The following is a 17,678-nucleotide window of genomic DNA, read 5'->3' on the forward strand; positions in this document are numbered from 1 at the left end:
TGGTTACTCTCCTTCAACCCGCATGATGCTTGCGACACCCCGCACGGTGTCGAGCTTGCGCAACGCCTCGACGGTTCCGCCCAGGGCGGCGTCGGACGCACGATGGGTGACGACGACAAGGGAGGCCTCGCCGTCCTTGCCCGTCTGCCGAACCGTATCGATGGAAACACCGTGCTCGGCGAACACGGTGGCCACCTGGGCGAGAACGCCCGGTTTGTCGGCGACGTCGAGGCTGATGTGATAGCGGGTGACCACATCGCCCATGCCCGAGACGGGCAGCGCGGCATACGCCGACTCGCCGGGACCGGTGGTCCCGCTGAGCCGGTTGCGGCACACGGCGACGAGGTCACCGAGCACGGCGGAGGCCGTCGGCGCACCGCCGGCTCCGGGCCCGTAGAACATCAGCTGACCGGAGGCGTCGGACTCGACGAACACGGCGTTGTAGGCGCCGCGCACGGAGGCGAGCGGGTGCGTCAGCGGGATCATGGCCGGGTGCACGCGCGCGGTGACGGACCGACCGTCCCCGGCCCGCTCGCAGATGGCGAGCAGTTTGATGGTGCAGCCCATGTTCCTGGCGGAGGCGAAGTCGGAGGCGGTGACCTCGGTCATGCCCTCGCGGTAGACGTCGTCGAGGCGCACGCGCGTGTGGAAGGCGATTCCGGCGAGGATGGCGGCCTTGGCGGCGGCGTCGAACGCCTCGACGTCGGCGGTGGGGTCGGCTTCCGCGTAGCCCAGGGCGGTGGCCTCGTCGAGGGCCTCCTGATAACCGGCGCCGGTCGAGTCCATCTTGTCGAGGATGAAGTTGGTGGTGCCGTTGACGATCCCGAGGACCCGGTTCACCTTGTCGCCGGCGAGGGACTCGCGCAGCGGCCGGATGAGGGGGATGGCACCGGCGACGGCGGCCTCGTAGTAGAGGTCCGCGTCGTGCTCCTCGGCGGCGGCGTGGAGGGCGGCGCCGTCCTGGGCGAGGAGGGCCTTGTTGGCGGAGACGACGGACGCGCCGTGCTCGAAGGCGGCGGTGATGAGGGACCGCGCGGGTTCGATACCGCCGATGACCTCGACGACGACGTCGATGTCGCCTCGTTTGACGAGGGCGGTGGCGTCGGTGGTGACGAGGGCCGGGTCGATGCCTTCACGGACCTTGGAGGGCCGCCGTACGGCGACGCCCGCGAGCTCGACGGGAGCGCCGATCCTGGCGGCGAGATCGTCGGCGTGCGTCGTCATGATGCGCGCCACCTCTGAGCCGACGACCCCACAGCCCAGCAGCGCCACCTTCAGCGGACGCGTACGCATCATCCGACCTCGTTTCCTCATACCGTCTACGGTTCATAAGTCTCACTCACCGGACTGAACTTTCTATCCATCGTCCGGATCGTGAGATGTCTATTTCGTTTTCCGGGCGGCGGAAGACAGGAGATCTTCCGCCGCCTTCGGAGATTCTGCCGTCATCCCACGTCGAGCCGGAGCAGATCCTCCTCGGTCTCCCGCCGGACGATCACCCGGGCCTCCCCCTCCCGCACGGCGACGACGGGCGGGCGCAGGGCGTGGTTGTAGTTGCTGGCCATGGACCGGCAGTACGCGCCGGTCGCCGGCACCGCGATCAGGTCACCCGGTGCCAGGTCGGCGGGCAGGAAGGCGTCCTTGACGACGATGTCCCCGCTCTCACAGTGCTTGCCGACGACCCGCACCAGCATGGGCGCGGCCTCGGAGGTCCGGGAGACGAGCGCGACGCTGTATTCGGCGTCGTACAACGCGGTCCGGATGTTGTCCGACATCCCGCCGTCGACGGAGACATACGTGCGCAGCCCGTCGAGAGGCTTGATGGTGCCGACCTCGTAGAGGGTGAAGGCGGTGGGCCCGACGATGGCGCGCCCGGGCTCGACGGAGATACGGGGAGTACGGAGCCGAGCGCCCTCACACTCCCGGCTGACGATCTCGTGGAGCGCCTTGGCGATCTCGTGCGGCTCGCGCGGGTCGTCGGCGCTGGTGTAGGCGATACCGAGCCCACCCCCGAGGTCGATCTCGGGCAGCTCGATCCCGTGCTCGTCACGAATGTCCTTGAGCAGCCCCACGACGCGATGGGCGGCGACCTCGAACCCGGACATGTCGAAGATCTGCGACCCGATGTGCGAGTGAATGCCGATCAGCTCGAGTCCATCGAGCTGAAGAGCCCGCCGCACGGCCTCGGCGGCCTGTCCGCCGGCCAGCGGAATGCCGAACTTCTGGTCCTCGTGGGCGGTGGCGATGAATTCGTGAGTATGGGCTTCCACGCCCACGGTGATACGGATCTGCACGCGCTGCCGCTTACCGAGGGACTGCGCGATGTGGGCGACGCGCACGATCTCCTGGAAGGAGTCGAGCACGATCCGCCCGACACCGGCGCGGATGGCGGTCTCGATCTCGTCAACGGACTTGTTGTTGCCGTGGAAGGCGATGCGGTCGGCGGGCATCCCCGCGGAGAGAGCGGTGGTGAGCTCGCCCCCGGAACAGACATCGAGGTTGAGCCCTTCGTCGTGCAGCCAGCGCACGACGGCCCGGGAGAGAAACGCCTTGCCGGCATAGAAGACGTCGGCGTCGGCCCCGAAGGCGGTACGCCACGCACGGGCGCGCTCCCGGAAGTCGACCTCGTCGATGAGGTAGGCCGGGGTGCCGAACTCCTCGGCGAGCGCCGTGACCTCGACCCCTCCGACGGTGACGACACCGTCGGGCGTACGGGCGACGGTCGACGCCCAGACCTTCGGGTCCAGGTGGTTGAGGTCGGCGGGCGGCGCGGAGGGGTGGCCCTCGGGCAGCACATCGGCGTGACGGGGCCCGGCGGGGTGTGCGGAACGGCTCATGACTGCGTGCTTCCTCAGAGGTGTCAGAGGTGATTCAAAGATATTCGGGTGCGTCGATACCGAGCAGGGACAGGCCGCCGGCCAGCACCGTCCCGGCGGCTTCGGCGAGCGCGAGCCGGGCTCGGTGGGCGGCCGAGGGTTTCTCGTCGCCGAGCGGCAGCACGATGGGGAGGAAGGCGAGCGTGGCATCGGCAAGGGTGACGAGATGCCGGGCGAGCCGGTCCGGGGCGCGGTGGGTGGCGGCGCCGAGGAGCAGACGGGGGTGGTCGGCGAGGACGACGTGAAGGGGGGCCGGTACGTCGTCCAGGTCACCGGCGTACGCGGCGAAGCCGAGGTCGGCGGCGTTCCGGCCGAGGGCGCGGGTACGGGCGTAGGCGTAACGCACCCGGAAGAGGGGGTTGCTCTCCCGCTGGACCAGATGCTCGGCGCCGACCCGGACCCGGTCGTGCGGGGCGGGATGAAGAAGCGCCCAGCGGGCGGCGTCGGGGCCGAGGGGGGCGGGGTCGCTGCGGGCGGGGGGAAGGTTGCGGAGGTCAAGGACCTCGACGTACCGCTCGCCTCGGTCGCCCTGTTCTCCGGTGCCGCCGCGGTGGAACTGAACGCGGGCGCCTTGGGTGGCGACGATCCGTGCGACCGCGTCGGCGACGGCTTCGGCTCGGGGTTCGTGGGCGAGGGGCAGCCGTACCGACAGCAACTGTCCGGCGAGGGCGTCGCCGTGTCCGTAGCGCAGGCCCTGGCTGAGGATCTCCCGTACGAGGGCTGCGGGGGCGGCGCTGTCGAGGCTGATGTTGAGGAATCCGGGCCCGGTGATCTCGACGCCACGGACGCCGGGTGCGGCGCTGATCCGCTCGCACAGGACCTCGGCGACGTATCGGGGGGTGCGGCCGGCGGGCCGGGCCAGCTGCAGCGCGATGTTCGTGGCGTAGTCCCCGGAGCCGCCGGGCCTTGGCGCCGCGACGACGGCGCGTGCGGGGACGGCGACGGTCAGTTCTCCCGCGTCGACAGCACGACGTACCGCGCACAGCACGGTACGGGAGAGCTCGACGGGGGTCACGGGACCAGCGTATGGGAGGAGGGGGGTGGGTAGGCGACTGGGTTTGCGGTGCGTCCGGCATGTGGACGGAGGGGGAGGAGGAGAGGGGAAGAGAATGAGGTGGAGAGGGGAAGAGAAGGGGTGGAACGAACAGAGGGAACGGCGAATGCCGGTCTCAGCCGCCGACACCCCGGCCGGCACGCTCGGCTTCTCCGGGGGCGCCGAGGGGGTCAACGGATCCGAGGGGCGGCACGGCCGCAGGTTCGAGGGGAGGCCCGAGGGCGCTCCCAAGGGAGGCGCCGTCCCGCCCACGCTCGGCCAACTGCTGTACGAGGCTGATGAGTTCGGAAGGGTCGAAGGGCTTGGCGAGAAACGCGTCGACGCCGACCTCCAGCCCCGCCTCGACCTCGTACTCCGTACAGGCGCTGATGATGGCGAGGGGCAGGTCGCGGGTACGGGGATCGGCACGCAGCCGGGCGGCGGTGCGCAGACCGTCGAGCCGGGGCATCGCGACGTCGAGGGTGACCACATCGGGGCAGACCTGATGAACGACATCCAGACACTCGGCACCATCAGCCGCGGTCACGACCTCGAAACCCTCCAGTTCGAGGTTGACCCTGATCAGCTGCCGGATGACCTTGTTGTCGTCCACAACAAGCACCCGGCCGGACACGCCTGGCACAAGTCGAGGGTAGGTCGAGACCGGCCACCGCGTCCGGCTTTTGCCTACTTCCACAGCCCCGATCGAACACCGGCCGGGTCCGCCGCAGGCTCCCGAAACCCGTTCCTGATCACCCCGAACGAGCTGGTAGGGTTCTACCCGTCACAGCGCAACGCGCCAGACACGCCCCCGTAGCTCAGGGGATAGAGCAACGGCCTCCGGAGCCGTGTGCGCAGGTTCGAATCCTGCCGGGGGCACTCGCCATACAGCCAGCACGAATCATGCGCTGAGCTGGGCGGATGCCGACTTGAGAGAGCGGGAGTCAGTCTCACTGACTCCCGCTCTTTCTTGCTCTCTCTCACTGTCCACGCACTATCTGCGATACACGAGACACCCGTCCGACGCGTTCGCGAGAGGCTATGTGGCATGGATGCAGGATTGGCTGCGGTGCTCGGTGCGGTCGCAGGCTCCCTCGCAACGACGGGAGCCGCCTTCGCCACTGGGTGGGCTGCGCGTGAGCAAACCAGGATCGCGGCACGTGCCGAAGACCGACGCCAAAGACGAGAGCCCCGTAACGACATCTACAAGCGTTTCATCGACGCCGCTAGGGAAATGGAGCATCACACACAGCTTGATCCTCCTCTCGTGGCCAGACCTGAGGATGATCTAGACGTAAGCCAGTACCCCGCCGTAGTCGCACGCGCCGCCCACAGAGTGCGAGAGGCATGGATAGACGTTGCGTTGGTTGGGCCACCAGAGGTCGAACGAATAGCCTGCGACATCGAGCGGAGTTCGAAGGCTTGCGCGGAACTAGTTCGGGCCCACACCTCATCCTCATTCTTTTTGATCCCGACCCGTCACACGCCTGAAGAACTCCCGGGCCTACTGGCAGACTTCATCACCGCTGCACGGGAGGCTCTCGCTGACGATGGAACAGGCGATCGTAAGTAGAACGCGCCTGAGCGCCCCATTCACACGCCGTGTCTAGTCGCCCTCTTCTTCCAGCGCCCTTGCGATCTTCTCGTTGGCCGCTTCCTCGTGTCCGTCGATACAGCCGTGGTAGCGGCGGTGGATCACTTCCGGGGAGTTGCCGACGCGCCGGGCCACCTCAGCGATCGGTACTCCCGCGTTGAGCCATCGCGTGATGCATGCGTGCCGCAGGTCGTAGGGGCGCCCGGCGAGCGGCGAGTCGACGCGGTCCGGCGGGAGGGCGAACAGTCGTGCCTCCTCCCACACGCGCCAGTACGTGGATGAGCCGACGACTCCCCCGCGCTCGTTCCCGAACACCCGCCCCTCCTTGGCGGTCCCGAACTCCTTCAGGTGGGCCTGAAGGATGGCGACCAGGACGGGCGGGATGGGGACCGGACGGTCCGTGTCTGCCTCACGCGCCTTCAGGCCCCGGCGGTCGTGCCGCTCCCCCGAGTCGGTCCACTGCTTCCCGGAGACGGGACGCGTCTCCCGCAGCGTCAGCGTGCCCCAACCCGACTCCGGTAGGTGGCAGTCAGAGAGCCTCAGTCCCACCGCCTCAGCGGGTCGGAGCCCCGCGTAGTAGAGCACCCCGTAGAACGCCGTCAGGCGCCGCCCACGGTTGCGGTCCCATGAGCCGACGTACGAGACGGCGGTGAGCAACTGGCGCCCCTGTACGGCGTTCACGAGGACACGTCGGTCCACCACCGCTCCGGAGCCTACGCGCTTCTTGTGGGCCCCTTGCAGGGGGTTCTCCGGGAGTTCCTTGGTGGCCACCGCGTGTTCGAGGGCGGTGTTCAGGGCGCGGCGCCGCCGCTTGTGCGTCTCCCCCGCCGCCGGGGTTCCGTCCAGTCGATAGCTGAGGCGGTACAGCACGTCCTCGAACACCCCTGCGTCGACCAGGTCGGCAACCGGCCGATCCTCCGTCGTGAGCCACTCGTACGCGGCCTTCAGTTCGGCCGGCGGATCGTCCCCCGCGTTCGCGGGCACGATCCCCCACCGGAACGCGAGCCGTAGGAGCGTGTCGTCAGGGGCCCCCTCGCGCTTCACCATGGCCAGCGCCACCGCCGCAAGCCCGTCCGCCATGCCCTCACGTGTCTTCGCAGCGCTCATGCGCCACCGCCCTGCCAGGTACTTCCGGCAGAACTCGAACCACCGCAGCGACGGCTTGGCCTCAGCCGCCGTTGCCGCCGCCTCAGTCACCGCACGGACTTCGGACTCAGGCTGTCCACTGGAGATCTCGAACGCTTCCCCCCGACGCATGGCCTGCCGGAGCTCCGAACGTCGGCTCTCGGCAAGTGCAGACGTGGCGAACGTCGCGCTGCTCACCTTCCCGCCTACGACCCAACGGAGTTGATACGGACGCGCCTTCCGGTCAACCCTCGTGACCTTCCACAGCCGGACATCGAGGGAGTACCCCGATCGGGCCGACCCGTGCGGGCGGACGGCCGGGGTGGTGACGTCTTCCGTCGTGCTCACGCAGCGTCCTCCCGCTCGTTAAGCCAGCGCTCGTACTCGGATCGGCGGATACGCACGTCACCGTTCGGCAGCTTGATGGCGCGGGGTCCCTTCCCGAGTTGGCGCCACCGGTAGAAGGTCGACGGGGCAACCTTCAGGTCCGCGAGCACCTCGGAAACGGTCATTTTCTCGTCCATCGGGCGGGCGCTCATGCCGCCGTCCTTTCGGATTCGATCGGGTCGTTCAGGACCGATTCGGGCAGGCCACGGGGCGACCGATGCGCAGTCGAGTCGGGCAGCCTACTGGCGGCGTAGATCGGGTGGTTGGCGTGTGCGAGTCGGGCCAGTACCGGGAGGCCGGTCGGGCGGATGACGGGGCGAGTCGGGTCGATCTGGCGCAGCAGCAACAGAGCCAGGGAGAGCGGGAAGCGGTCACCTTTGCGGTGGTTGCAGTCCAGGCAGGCCAGCACGAGCGCGGTGACCGTGGCCGTGCGCCACAGCGAGTTGGGCACGATGTGATCGAGCGTCGCTTCCCGCACGGTGGCGAACGGGCGACGGCAGTAGGCGCAGCGCAGCCCGTGGCGCTCAGCGAGCTGCCGTCGACGCAAGCGGCGCGTCTCAGTCTTGATCCGGCGAGCGGCCGTGGTCGCGGTCACCAGTCCGCCCGCAGGGACCGTGTCCAGCGGTGGTCGCGGTCCGGCGGGACCTCCCAGACGAGTGGGCGCCCGAAGGTTGCCCGCCCGGCAGGGCGGTCCTCATTGCTCTTAGAGGCTTGTGGCGGCACCGATCCGCCACGTGGGAGCGATCCGCCACGTGATCACCCCCTCTGACCGGCACTGTGGCGGCGTGGCGGACCTCCCGGTAGAGGGCGGGAGCCCCCCTCTACCCGCCTTACCCCGCAGGTCAGACGGCCCTACCTACCCCCTTACCGGGGTAAGGACCTCCCTCAATCTCACGGCCCCTCCCACAGACCGCTCTGACCCGGGGCGGCGGCGCGCCGGACCGCAACCGGTAGCGCGGGCCCCCCTCTACCCGTGGGCGACGCCAGGGGGATGACTCGGGCAAGTACCGGAGTAAGCGGAATGAGCCGGAGAACGGTCCAGGGAGGCAAAGGCACCCCCTGCCGGATGCCTCCAGAGAGGGGTTTTCGGGGGCTGACCTGCGCGCCTCCCCGCCTCCCTGATCGTCGATCTACACAGGTCAGATACAGGGAGGCACCCCAGGGAGGCACTCAGGGAGAACTCCCCGCCTCCCTGGCGCCTCCCCCGCCGCTTCCCCGTAGAAACGGAACCTATTGCAGCCGATTCGAGGGCGGAACGAGAGCTGTCGCGGTAGCTCTTCAACGGTGAGAGCCGAACCGCCGGCGGGCCCCATGGCTACCCTGGGACCATGACGACACGGGAAGAGCTGCACGCGCTCATCGACCGCGTGCAGGATGACGACTTGGACGCCGTGGTGCAGACCCTGCGGCCGTTCATAGGGCCCGCGTCCCGTCCGGCGCGGCCCTCGTTCATCGGCATGGGCCGCTCCGGGCACTCCGACACGGCCGCCCGCGCGGATGAGATTCTGCGGGAAACAGGGTTCGGCGAGTGATCGTGGTCGACACGGGCCCGCTCGTGGCCCTGGCGGACGCCGACGACAACCACCACGCGGCATGCGCCCGCTGGTACGACAGCGTCCACCCCCGCAACCTCGTGATCCCCGCACCGGTCATCGCGGAAGCCTGCCACCTGATCGGCACCCGATGCGGAGCCCAGGTCGAGGCCGCGTTCCTCGACGCGCTCGCGTCCGGACAGCTCGGCACCGTCACGGGTGTCATGCCCGACGACATCGAGCGCATGGCCCACCTCGTACGGCAGTACGCCAGCCTCCCGCTCGGGGGCACGGACGCGTGTGTCGTCGCCATCGCGGAACGCTGGCAGGCGAAGCAGGTGGCCACCGTCGACCGACGGCATTTCAGCGTCGTACGACCCAACCACGTGCCCTCATTCGAGCTGCTGCCGTACGACCTGTAACCCCGCGCGGCGGGAGCTCTCCGAGCGCGCACGGCCGCAGTTTCCCGCCTCTACGCATTATCTGCGATACAGGACGTCTTCGTCCGCCATCCGTGATCAAGGAACCCGCTAGTCAGAGCCAATACGCAAGCCGAACTCCGAATGTGCTCCGGAGCCGTGTGCGCAGGTTCGGATCCTGCCGGGGGCACTCCGGAAAAAAACTCCTGACCTGCAGAAATGCAGGTCGGGAGTTTTTGCGTTCACGTCACAACGCAGACGGTCTTTTGATCGTTGCTCTTATCGAGGCGCACATCCCGCTCCACATGCCGTGGATAACGCCCCCCCTGCGGCGCGTTGGGGCGCGGGCCCACAGAGGGCCGATCTCTCCTGAGACCAGAGTTGGATCAGACGTCGAAGGCACTGCGGATGACGAGGTCGAAGGCGCGGTCCGGCAGCAGCCAGCGCAGGAACATGGTGGGGCGGCCCCGAAACCGACCCGGTAGCGCATGTGCGGGCGGCGCGCCTTGGCGATCTTGACGATGGTCTTGCCGATGACCGACGGCGCCGAGATCATGCGTGCGTCGGGCTGCGAGCTCGCGGCGAGCATCTTGGCGACCCCTTCGGCCAGGGTCGAGTACGCGCCCTTGCTGGAGGTCTCCTTGAGTGTCTCGGCGGCGATGGCACCCCATTCGGTGCGGATCGATCCGGGTTCGACGACGACGACGTCGATACCGAACTGCCGTGTCTCCATGCGCAGGCGTCGCTGAGCGCCTCGGCGGCGTGGTACCAGCCCCCCAGGGGCGTGGCGCGCTTGCCGCCCATGGAGCTGATGTTGACGATGGTTCCGCTGTGGGCTGTCTCGTCGCGGCGCAGCAAGCCTGGCTCGAAAGCGGATCCAGTGGCACCTTCGCCGCCGCCCTCGACAGGACGTTGGCTTCCGTGGCTCCTCAAGCCCGGCCGTAACCACAGCCGACACGCCCGTTGCGCTGCCCTGCCTTGCCTTGCCTGACCTGACCTGCTTCAGCGGATGCAAGGCAGCGCCTTGTCGGGGTGTTCGGCGTGGACGTTTGATGAGAACGGCCACCAGGCTGCCGGCCAGATGCCCCGACGGGCTGCCGATGGAGTCCAGCAGTCCGCGCAGCCGGTGTCCGGGGAGAGGTCCGGGCAGCTGTACAGGGGCTGCAAGGAAGAGCCTGGCGAGCGGGTTGGCGAAGACGACACGCTCCCGCTTGAGGGCGGGAGAGAGGCTGAGCAGGACGTGGTAGGCGCCGCGGGCCAAGAGCCTCGCACCCTTACGTTCATCCACGCCGGGCTCATCGCGACAGCCGTGGGCTGTTCAGTGACGACACAGTGACGACCGCACCGAGCCGCCAGTACCGGCCCGCGTCCGGACCAGCAGCCGGCCTCCTGGCTCGCCCTGGCCCGAGCCGACGACCTACGGGTGATCACCTCCCCGGCCGCCCTGGCGGAAGTCGTCCACCCGCGGATCAACCGCCCGGCCCTGGAGTGGACCCTCTCACTCGTCGTCGTCCAACCGGTCACCGAGCCCATCGCCCGGCACGCCGCCTCCCTTCTCGCCGACGCCGGCCTGCACGGCCACAAGTACGCCATCGACGCCATGCTCGGCGCCACCGCCCTCGCCGCCCCCGGCCCCGTCACCATCCTCACCTCTGACCAGGAGGACCTCATCGCGCTGTGCGGCGGACGGGCCACCGTCATCAAGATCTGACTCAGCTCCGTCCCCATCACGACGCGCCACAGCGGTCACCGCTTCGCCCCGAACGCAACTGATCCGAACCGGGCGGCCGTAGACACTCAGGAACCCTTCGATGTCCTGGCTGTTGAGGGACTCCGCAGTCCAGCCGAAAGGAGCATGCTCCCCGGCACTCGGCAGCTCGCTCCTGGCATGGCTGGATTCGCAACGTGACGCACCAGACCGGGGGACCTCAGCAACACCGGCCGGCAGGGCAGCGGATTCTAGCGGCTGCCACCCCTGCGGGTGTAGCCTAGTGATCTAGCAGTCGTGGTTCCGAAGTCCCGTTCGCCCGTGATCGCAATCACGGGCGTTCTTGCGTTTTCAGCGCCTCTCCGGACCAGGGCGATCACCTCCCGGGCACGCAAAGTGCGGCCCGGTTTCCCTCGAAGGAGACAGTCATGGCCAAGGGCACAGTCAAGTGGTTCAACAGCGAGAAGGGCTTCGGCTTCATCGAGCAGGAGGGCGGCGGTCCTGACGTCTTCGCCCACTACTCCAACATCGCTGCCCAGGGCTTCCGCGAGCTGCAGGAAGGCCAGAACGTCGAGTTCGACGTCACCCAGGGCCAGAAGGGCCCGCAGGCGGAGAACATCCGCCCCGTCTGATCCCGCAACTGCGGCAAGGCCCGGCATCCCGGCTTCGGGGCGCCGGGCCTTGCCGCCTGCCGCGACCGCCTGTAGGCCCGGGCGCACCTCGAGGTTGTGGCCCGCACGATGAGCCGATGAACCGTCGGCAGGGTCACAAGGTGCCGAGGAAGGACACCTGCCATCGGTCCGGCGCCGCACCCGGCGAGCGGATCTGGCGGAAGTCGTCCAGCCCGTGGACGGCGACCATCGGCCAGACCGAACCGATCGCGTACCGCAGCCCCGCGCAGGTGAAGCCGAACAGGCCGGCGGACAGCATCGGCCACGGTGTGTCGTCCGACGGGGCACCGAAGAAAGCCATCACCGACCTGCTCGGCATCCACGCCAAGACAGCCGAACGCTGGGCCACCCTCGCCGACGAGAACTGGTCCGAATACTTGGCGTCGCTGAAGTGACGCACCCCTGCGTATAGCCGGTCAGTGGCCCGGTCGAGTAAGCGGTACGGCGGTGCGCGTGGCTTGTCGCCTTGCTGAGGCGCGGGTTACTGCCGCTCGGCGCACTCGAGCTCCCCTCTCGGAAAAGGCTTGTCCCCCACCCGCCCGATACCCCCTGCCGTCGACACCGGCCCGCGTGCCGCCTTTGGCGGACGGGCCCAGCCGCGCATGCGCGGGTGCCGGCGGTCAGTCCGTGGTGAAGCTGGACAGGATCGCGGCCGGGAGGCGGCTGCCTGCCGAGCCGTGGGGAAGGATCTCCGTGATGCGGGCCAGATCGGCGGCGGAGAGCTGGACGTCGGTGGCGCCGGCGTTCTCCTCAAGGCGCTTGGTGCTGCGGGTGCCGGGAATGGGCGCGATGTCCTCGCCCTGGGCGAGCAGCCAGGCCAGCGCGAGTTGGGCGGTGGTGATGCCCCTGCTGGCGGCCAGATTCTTGAGCTGTTCGGTGGCGTGCAGGTTGTACGTGTAGTTCTCGCCCTGCCAGCGCTCGTCCCAGCTGCGCATGTCGTCCGCGGCGTACTCGCTCGCGGGCTTGACCTGGCCGGTGAGGAAGCCGCGGCCGAGCGGTGAGTAGGGCACCAGGCCGATGCCGAGTTCCCGCAGAACGGGAAGGATCTTCTCCTCGACCTCCCGCTCGAAGAGCGAGTACTCGTACTGGAGCACGGAGACTGGGGTGACGGCGTGGGCGCGGCGGATGTACTGGGGGCCGACGTTGCTCAGGCCGAAATACTTCACCTTGCCCTCGGTGATCAGTTCGCCGACCACGCCGGCGACCTCCTCGACCGGAACGTCGGGGTCGGAGATGTGCTGGTAGAAGAGGTCGATGTGCTCGCTCCGCAGGTAGCGCAGGCTGTTCTCGGCGACCTTGCGGATGTTTTCCGGGCGGCTGTCGAAGCCGGAGCCGAGCGGCTGGGCGGTCATGTCGAAGCCGAACTTGGTGGCAAGGACCACCTCGTCGCGGAAGTCCTTGACCGCCTCGCCCAGGAGGATCTCGTTGCTGCCGGTACCGGCGCCGTACAGCTCGGCGGTGTCGAAGAAGTCGATGCCGAGTTCGTGGGCGCGGCGGATGGTCGCGATGCTCTCGTCGTTGTTCGAGGCGCCGTAGGCCATGGACATGCCCATGATCCCCAGGCCGAGCGCCGAGACGCGCAGACCCTGAGAGCCCAGATCGCGGTGCTGCATGAGTTCACTCCCTCAGTGTTTCGCCGGTTTCACCCGCAGGGTCAAACCGAACTGTTCCGTTTGACTGTACGCCCGATCACCCGCGCTGCCAAACCAAACGGTTTGGTGCCCTATCCTGGAGCTATGTCCCAGTCCCGCGACTCCGGCCAGCCCGCAGCGCCCGCAGCAGCCGCCGGCGACACCACGCGCGAGCGCATTCTTGCCGCTGCCATGGAGGAGTTCGCCCGCCACGGCATCGCCGGCGCCCGCGTGGATCGCATCGCCAAACTCGCCAGGACCAGCAAGGAACGCGTCTACGCCTACTTCCGCGGCAAAGACGCGCTCTATGCCGACGTCGCCGCACGGGAGTACGTCGTCATCGCCGAGGCCACCCAGCTGGACCCCTCCGACCTCCCTGGCTACGCGGGCCGTCTGTTCGACTACTTCGTCGCCCGTCCGGACCACCACCGCCTGATCACCTGGGGCCGCCTCGAACTGCCGGGCACCACAGCCGTTGCCGACGATCCCGCCCAGGCAGTGCTCGCCCGCAAAATCGACCAGCTCCGTCAGGTGCAGCAGGCTGGACAGCTCGACCCCGCCTGGGACCCGGCCGACGTCCTCGCCCTGGTCAACCAGATCGCCATGACCTGGGCGTCGCAACCCGAACTCAGCGAGGCCGCCGCCGCACACGCCGTGGACCCCACCACCGCCGCCCGCCGCGCCGCGGTGGTGACCGCTGTCGAACGGCTTTTCCCCCGAGCGCGCTGAGGTCCCCCGACCTGCGGCAGCCCAGCCTCGCTTCGGTCAGAATGTCAGCTCCGGGAACGCCTTGAAGTACGCACCGAGCCCTGCCTTCGCGCCGTCCGCCCCGTTGGGGGAGTTCGGGTTGTGCTGGATGAGGTCGGGCGCGTAGTAGCGGTCGATCGCCGACAGGTCCTCTGCCCGATGATTTCGCCGTAGGCCGTGGTGATCATGTGCGCTTCCTGTGGCCGCGCGACGACCTCACCCCGCCGCGGGTTCCGTCTTGCGGGGCGTGAGCGCGCCCGCCGCACGATCTCACCGGTGACCCCCTGCCTGCGTTCGACGGCCGCGACTGTGGCGTGAACCGAAGTCCTCTGCCCTCGGCTGTACTTCGCTCGGACGCGCGGTGGCGGGTGGGGTCGGATGCGGGCGTCGAGGCCGGTGCCGGGGGCGGGGCGAGGGTGATGGTGCCGCCGGAGGGGTCGACGAGGTGGCGGACGATGGGCAGGCCGAGGCCGGTGCCGTCGAGGTGGACCTAGCGGGTGCGGCGGTTGAGGGCGAAGGCCCCCAACGTCTGTGCGCCGGAGGCGGGTTGGTGGTTTTCGGGCGCTTCCGCGGGGGCGGCCGACGCGTGCGCGGGTGCTCGGGCGCGCCGGGTGGCCGCGCGGATGCGGGCGATCAACTCCCGCACGCCGAAGGGCTTGGCGAGATTGTCGTCGGCGTCGAGTTCGAGGCCGGCGATACGGTCGGCCTGCTCACGCCGGGCGGTGATCATGATGATGGGGACGGCGGAGCGGGCGCGCGGGCTGCGGCAGACGTCCAGGCCGTCCGTGTCGGGAAGCCCGAGGTCGAGCAGGACCCCGGCGAGGTCGTTCTCGTGGACGATGATCACCGACTGGGTGCGATCACGGGCGCGCCTCTTGGCGAGCAGGCCGATCACGCGCGGGGAGTCTTGCGGTACGGCGGGAACTCGGGGGTCCGCTGAGGCGAAGTCGAGGATGCGCGCGTCCGTGAAGGGACTGGGGATCCGCGGCTCGGCCGATCAGTTGGACAAGGTGTCTCATGAGTGGTCGTAGACGGTGGCGGCGATGTCGCGGGCGCTCAGGGTTTTGCCGATGATCGGCTCGATGCGTTCCCACTTGCCGCCGGCGAGGCCGCAGCCGATGCGGGGCATGTGCACAGAGGCCTTGTCGGCGAGGGCGTGGTCGGCGACGGCTTGAAGGCAACGTTCGACGGCGTCGTACCGGATGGGCGGACCGCCGCTTCCCCTCTTCATCCCGCGCTGCGCGACCATGTTCGCGACCCAGATGTCGGATCGGACGCGGACCATCTGTACCGCGCCGAGGGCGAAGTCGTTGCCGGCGCGCTCGCGGTGCCAGCGGCGGTACTCGCGCTCCGGTTCGGGCCAGTGACGCGAGACCGCCAGGACGAATCCCTTGCCCCATCCGCCGAGGTCGTTGCAGATATGAGCGATGATCTTCGGGCCCCTGGCCTGGGGGTTGGTCGCGTCACCCGCGACTATCCGCAACCGTTTCACGGGGTCATGGTCGCCTGGCCCACGACCAGAGGCCAATGCTTTTCTCCGAGGACGCACAGGTTGGTTCGGTTACGTGTCGTCGTCCCGGTCCCCCGTCACGTTCGCTTCTTCCGCCCCCGTCCCGCGCCCGGTGCCCGTACCGACTGCCGGATCACCAGCTGGGTTCCCAGGATCACGTGGTCGCCGCCCGCGGTGCGCCGCTCCCCGTCCAGGGCCAGCCGTACGGCCGTGCGTCCCAGGTCCTCGTACGGCACCCGGAGTGTGGTGAGCGACGTCGACAGGTCGGCCGCGAAGGGGACGTCGTCGAAGCCCATGATCGAGATGTCGCCGGGGACGTCCAGGCCCGACTCGCGCAGGGCCGCCAGTACCCCCGTGGCCACCATGTCCGTGCCCGCGAAGACCGCCGTGAACTCCAGGCCCGCCTTCAGGGCGTCCCGCATCCGGTCGTAGCCCGAGGCGCGGGTGTAGGTGCCGGGGATGTCCAACTCCTCGGCGTACGGGACGCCGTGGGCGCGCAGCGCCTGGAGGTAGCCCGCGCGGCGCTGTTCGGCGGTGCTCATCGTGGGGTCGCCGCCCAGGAAGAGGATGCGCCGGTGGCCCGCGGTGAGCAGATGGTCACCTGCCTGGAAGGCGCCGCCCCGGTTGTCGTACTCCACGACCGTGACCGGCAGGTCGCCCGGCAGGGGTGGGCGCCCGCACAGCACCAGGCGGGAGCCGACGGCGTCCAGTGCCCTGGCGTACTCGGCCATGCGTTCGTGGTACGCCTCGTCGAGCACCGCGCCGCCGACGAGGATGACCGCCGCCGCGTGCTGCTCCCGCATCAGCTGGACCAGGTCGTGCTCGCGGTTCTGGTCGCCGTGCGTGGTGCAGACGAGGCTCAGCCGGCCCCGGGCCGCCGCCTCCTGTTCGACTCCGGAGGCCACATCGGCGAACGAGGGGCCGATCATCTGTTCCATGACGAGGGCGACGGGGCCGGCGACCCCGCCGGACAGGGCCTTGGCGTGCACGTTCACGACGTAGTGCAGTGACTCGACCGCAGCCATGACCCGGGCCCGGGTGGCGACGGAGACGGGGTGACTGCCGGCCAGGGCCCTGGAAACGGTTGCCACGGATACGCCCGCCTGGGCCGCGACGTCGCGGATCGTGCTGGGCCGGTCACCGTCGGCGCCGTTCCGTCTGCGCTTGCCCGAGGTGGCGCTAGGGCCCGGTTTCCGGGCTTCGGTTCCGTTCTCCGTCACGTTCCGACGTTACTGCATCGCCGGTATGCCGACCGGTGACTGTGCAGCAACTTCCCCCCTTGTGAATGGAAGCGATTACATTCGCCGTACGCGGTGACCGGGAGGGCCGAGCTCGGCCCTCCCGTCACGCGCTCCTCGCCAGATCGCTGTGCCGTATCTGGTGGGCGGGCCGCAGCCCCGCGTCGAGCAGGGCGAGTTCGTCCACCACCGTCCGGCCCAGCCGCGCGAGTTCGTTGCCCAGGGAGCCGGCGATGTGCGGGGTGAGGAACACGTTGGGCAGGTCGTAGAGGGGGGAGGCGGCGGGCAGCGGCTCCGGTTCCGTGACGTCGAGTACGGCGCCGAGCCGCCCGGAGACGAGTTCCGCGGTGAGCGCGTCGTGGTCCACCAGGGCACCCCGCGAGGTGTTGATCAGGACGCCGCCGTCCGGAATGAGGGCGAGCCGGTCGCGGTCGAGCATGCGGTATGTCTCCGGGATGTCCGGGGCGTGCAGGGTGACGATGTCGCTGGTGCGCAGCAGTTCCTCCAGGGAGAGAGAGGTCGCGCCCAGCGCCTCGGCCCCTTCGGCGTCCACGTACGGGTCGTACAGCGTGAGCGTCAGCTCGAACGGGCGCAGCAGTTCCAGTACCCGGCGGCCGACCCGCGAGGCCCCGATCACCCCGACCCGGCGACCGAGGTTGCCCACGTGGGTGTAGTCGTGCGGGGCCGGGTGGACCCGCTCGCGGCGGAAGCGTTCGCGCAGGCCGAAGGCGTCCTTGCCGGCCAGGAGGACGGCGGCCAGGGTGTACTCGGCCACCGGCAGCGCGTTGGCCTGTACCGCGCTGGAGACGGTGAGACCGCGCTCCCAGACGGCGTCGCCGAGCAGGCTGCGGACACTGCCCGCCGCGTGCAGGACCGTGTGCAGCCGGGGTGCGGCGGCCAGGACGTCGGCGCCGATGTGCGGGCAGCCCCAGCCGGTGATCAGTACTTCCGCCTCGGCCAGTGCGGCGGCGGCCCGGGGATCGGTGAAGTCCTGGACGATCAGTGTGGGATCGATCCGCGCCAGCTCCCCCAGCCGTTCCATCAGGGCGGGCGGGAAGAGTTCGGGCAGGTGCACCGGGTCCATCGCGAACACGGCGACCGGGAGGCGGGGCGGGACCACGGGGGGCTTGGGGGGCGCGGAGGGCATGGGACTCCTGCTTCGCTGCGAAGGCGCACTGGGACCGGGACGGGGCGGGGCGTAAGGGGC

19 protein-coding genes and 1 tRNA gene are annotated in these 17,678 nt (G+C 69.3%); 7 read left to right on the plus strand and 13 right to left on the minus strand.

Translation table 11 applies throughout. The features are described 5' to 3' along the window. Positions 1-3 precede the first annotated feature (3 nt). From QA861_RS13755 to QA861_RS13770, 4 genes are all read right to left on the minus strand, one after another. Entirely contained in the window at positions 4-1,296 is a 1,293-nt protein-coding gene (locus QA861_RS13755) for a homoserine dehydrogenase (protein ID WP_334588619.1), read from the minus strand. 149 nt (positions 1,297-1,445) lie between these two features. Beyond that, on the minus strand, positions 1,446-2,837 hold the full coding sequence (gene lysA / locus QA861_RS13760) for a diaminopimelate decarboxylase (protein ID WP_334588620.1): 1,392 nt from the start codon (positions 2,835-2,837) through the stop codon (positions 1,446-1,448). A 34-nt stretch (positions 2,838-2,871) separates the two neighbouring features. After that, positions 2,872-3,891 carry an ArgS-related anticodon-binding protein NrtL gene (gene nrtL, locus QA861_RS13765; protein ID WP_334588621.1) on the minus strand — a complete coding sequence of 340 codons (1,020 nt, stop codon included), beginning with the start codon at positions 3,889-3,891 and terminating at the stop codon, positions 2,872-2,874. 154 nt (positions 3,892-4,045) lie between these two features. Continuing rightward, positions 4,046-4,552 (minus strand): response regulator, encoded by a 507-nt coding sequence (locus QA861_RS13770; protein ID WP_334588622.1) that lies wholly within the window; start codon positions 4,550-4,552, stop codon positions 4,046-4,048. A gap of 164 nt (positions 4,553-4,716) precedes the next feature. On the opposite strand from QA861_RS13770, the gene QA861_RS13775 reads away from it, so the two are divergent. Next, a tRNA-Arg gene (locus QA861_RS13775) sits at positions 4,717-4,788 on the plus strand. A 727-nt stretch (positions 4,789-5,515) separates the two neighbouring features. On the opposite strand, the gene QA861_RS13780 is transcribed toward QA861_RS13775, so the two are convergent. The 3 genes from QA861_RS13780 to QA861_RS13790 all read right to left on the minus strand — a co-directional run bounded on the left by QA861_RS13780 (position 5,516) and on the right by QA861_RS13790 (position 7,610). Continuing rightward, entirely contained in the window at positions 5,516-6,895 is a 1,380-nt protein-coding gene (locus tag QA861_RS13780; protein ID WP_443041555.1) for a tyrosine-type recombinase/integrase, read from the minus strand. A gap of 77 nt (positions 6,896-6,972) precedes the next feature. Further along, positions 6,973-7,167, minus strand: a complete 195-nt coding sequence (locus tag QA861_RS13785; protein ID WP_334588624.1) for a helix-turn-helix transcriptional regulator — start codon at positions 7,165-7,167, stop codon at positions 6,973-6,975. Further along, positions 7,164-7,610, minus strand: coding sequence for an HNH endonuclease (locus tag QA861_RS13790; RefSeq protein ID WP_334588625.1), 447 nt, complete (start codon positions 7,608-7,610; stop codon positions 7,164-7,166). Before QA861_RS13790 ends, QA861_RS13785 begins: the two co-directional genes overlap by 4 nt. Positions 7,611-8,343: 733 nt before the next feature. On the opposite strand from QA861_RS13790, the gene QA861_RS13795 reads away from it, so the two are divergent. Together QA861_RS13795 and QA861_RS13800 are read left to right on the plus strand one after the other, a co-directional pair. Then, on the plus strand, positions 8,344-8,547 hold the full coding sequence (locus QA861_RS13795) for a hypothetical protein (RefSeq protein WP_334588626.1): 204 nt from the start codon (positions 8,344-8,346) through the stop codon (positions 8,545-8,547). Continuing rightward, the gene (locus QA861_RS13800) at positions 8,544-8,969 is read left to right on the plus strand and encodes a type II toxin-antitoxin system VapC family toxin (RefSeq protein WP_334588627.1); all 426 of its coding nucleotides are present in this window, start codon (positions 8,544-8,546) and stop codon (positions 8,967-8,969) included. Before QA861_RS13795 ends, QA861_RS13800 begins: the two co-directional genes overlap by 4 nt. Before the next feature lie 244 nt (positions 8,970-9,213). Here the strand turns inward: QA861_RS13800 and QA861_RS13805 are convergent, their stop codons facing one another. Next, the gene (locus tag QA861_RS13805) at positions 9,214-9,699 is read right to left on the minus strand and encodes a hypothetical protein (RefSeq protein WP_334588628.1); all 486 of its coding nucleotides are present in this window, start codon (positions 9,697-9,699) and stop codon (positions 9,214-9,216) included. A 666-nt stretch (positions 9,700-10,365) separates the two neighbouring features. Here QA861_RS13805 and QA861_RS13810 point away from each other — a divergent pair. From QA861_RS13810 to QA861_RS13820, 3 genes are all read left to right on the plus strand, one after another. Further along, positions 10,366-10,677, plus strand: coding sequence for a type II toxin-antitoxin system VapC family toxin (locus tag QA861_RS13810; RefSeq protein WP_334590549.1), 312 nt, complete (start codon positions 10,366-10,368; stop codon positions 10,675-10,677). 425 nt (positions 10,678-11,102) lie between these two features. Further along, positions 11,103-11,306, plus strand: coding sequence for a cold-shock protein (locus tag QA861_RS13815; RefSeq protein ID WP_334588629.1), 204 nt, complete (start codon positions 11,103-11,105; stop codon positions 11,304-11,306). A 116-nt stretch (positions 11,307-11,422) separates the two neighbouring features. After that, positions 11,423-11,740: a hypothetical protein gene (locus QA861_RS13820; protein WP_334588630.1), complete on the plus strand. Its 318-nt coding sequence runs from the start codon at positions 11,423-11,425 to the stop codon at positions 11,738-11,740. Positions 11,741-11,965: 225 nt separating this feature from the next. Here QA861_RS13820 and QA861_RS13825 read toward each other — a convergent pair whose 3' ends face one another. Further along, entirely contained in the window at positions 11,966-12,958 is a 993-nt protein-coding gene (locus tag QA861_RS13825) for an aldo/keto reductase (RefSeq protein WP_334588631.1), read from the minus strand. 123 nt (positions 12,959-13,081) lie between these two features. Here QA861_RS13825 and QA861_RS13830 point away from each other — a divergent pair, with 123 nt between their 5' ends. Continuing rightward, on the plus strand, positions 13,082-13,705 hold the full coding sequence (locus tag QA861_RS13830; RefSeq protein ID WP_334588632.1) for a TetR/AcrR family transcriptional regulator: 624 nt from the start codon (positions 13,082-13,084) through the stop codon (positions 13,703-13,705). Between the two features lie 508 nt (positions 13,706-14,213). Here QA861_RS13830 and QA861_RS13835 read toward each other — a convergent pair. The 4 genes from QA861_RS13835 to QA861_RS13850 form a co-directional block, all read right to left on the minus strand. Next, entirely contained in the window at positions 14,214-14,618 is a 405-nt protein-coding gene (locus QA861_RS13835) for a response regulator (protein ID WP_443041480.1), read from the minus strand. A gap of 120 nt (positions 14,619-14,738) precedes the next feature. Continuing rightward, on the minus strand, positions 14,739-15,215 hold the full coding sequence (locus QA861_RS13840; protein ID WP_334588633.1) for a macro domain-containing protein: 477 nt from the start codon (positions 15,213-15,215) through the stop codon (positions 14,739-14,741). Positions 15,216-15,310: 95 nt separating this feature from the next. Further along, positions 15,311-16,453: a LacI family DNA-binding transcriptional regulator gene (locus tag QA861_RS13845; protein ID WP_334588634.1), complete on the minus strand. Its 1,143-nt coding sequence runs from the start codon at positions 16,451-16,453 to the stop codon at positions 15,311-15,313. 124 nt (positions 16,454-16,577) lie between these two features. After that, complete coding sequence (locus QA861_RS13850; RefSeq protein ID WP_334588635.1) at positions 16,578-17,618, minus strand: hydroxyacid dehydrogenase; 1,041 nt, start codon at positions 17,616-17,618, stop codon at positions 16,578-16,580. Between the last annotated feature and the right edge of the window lie 60 nt (positions 17,619-17,678).

Origin of the sequence: Streptomyces sp. B21-083 (genome assembly GCF_036898825.1) — a bacterium.
In the GTDB taxonomy this organism is placed as follows: Bacteria; Actinomycetota; Actinomycetes; order Streptomycetales; family Streptomycetaceae; genus Streptomyces.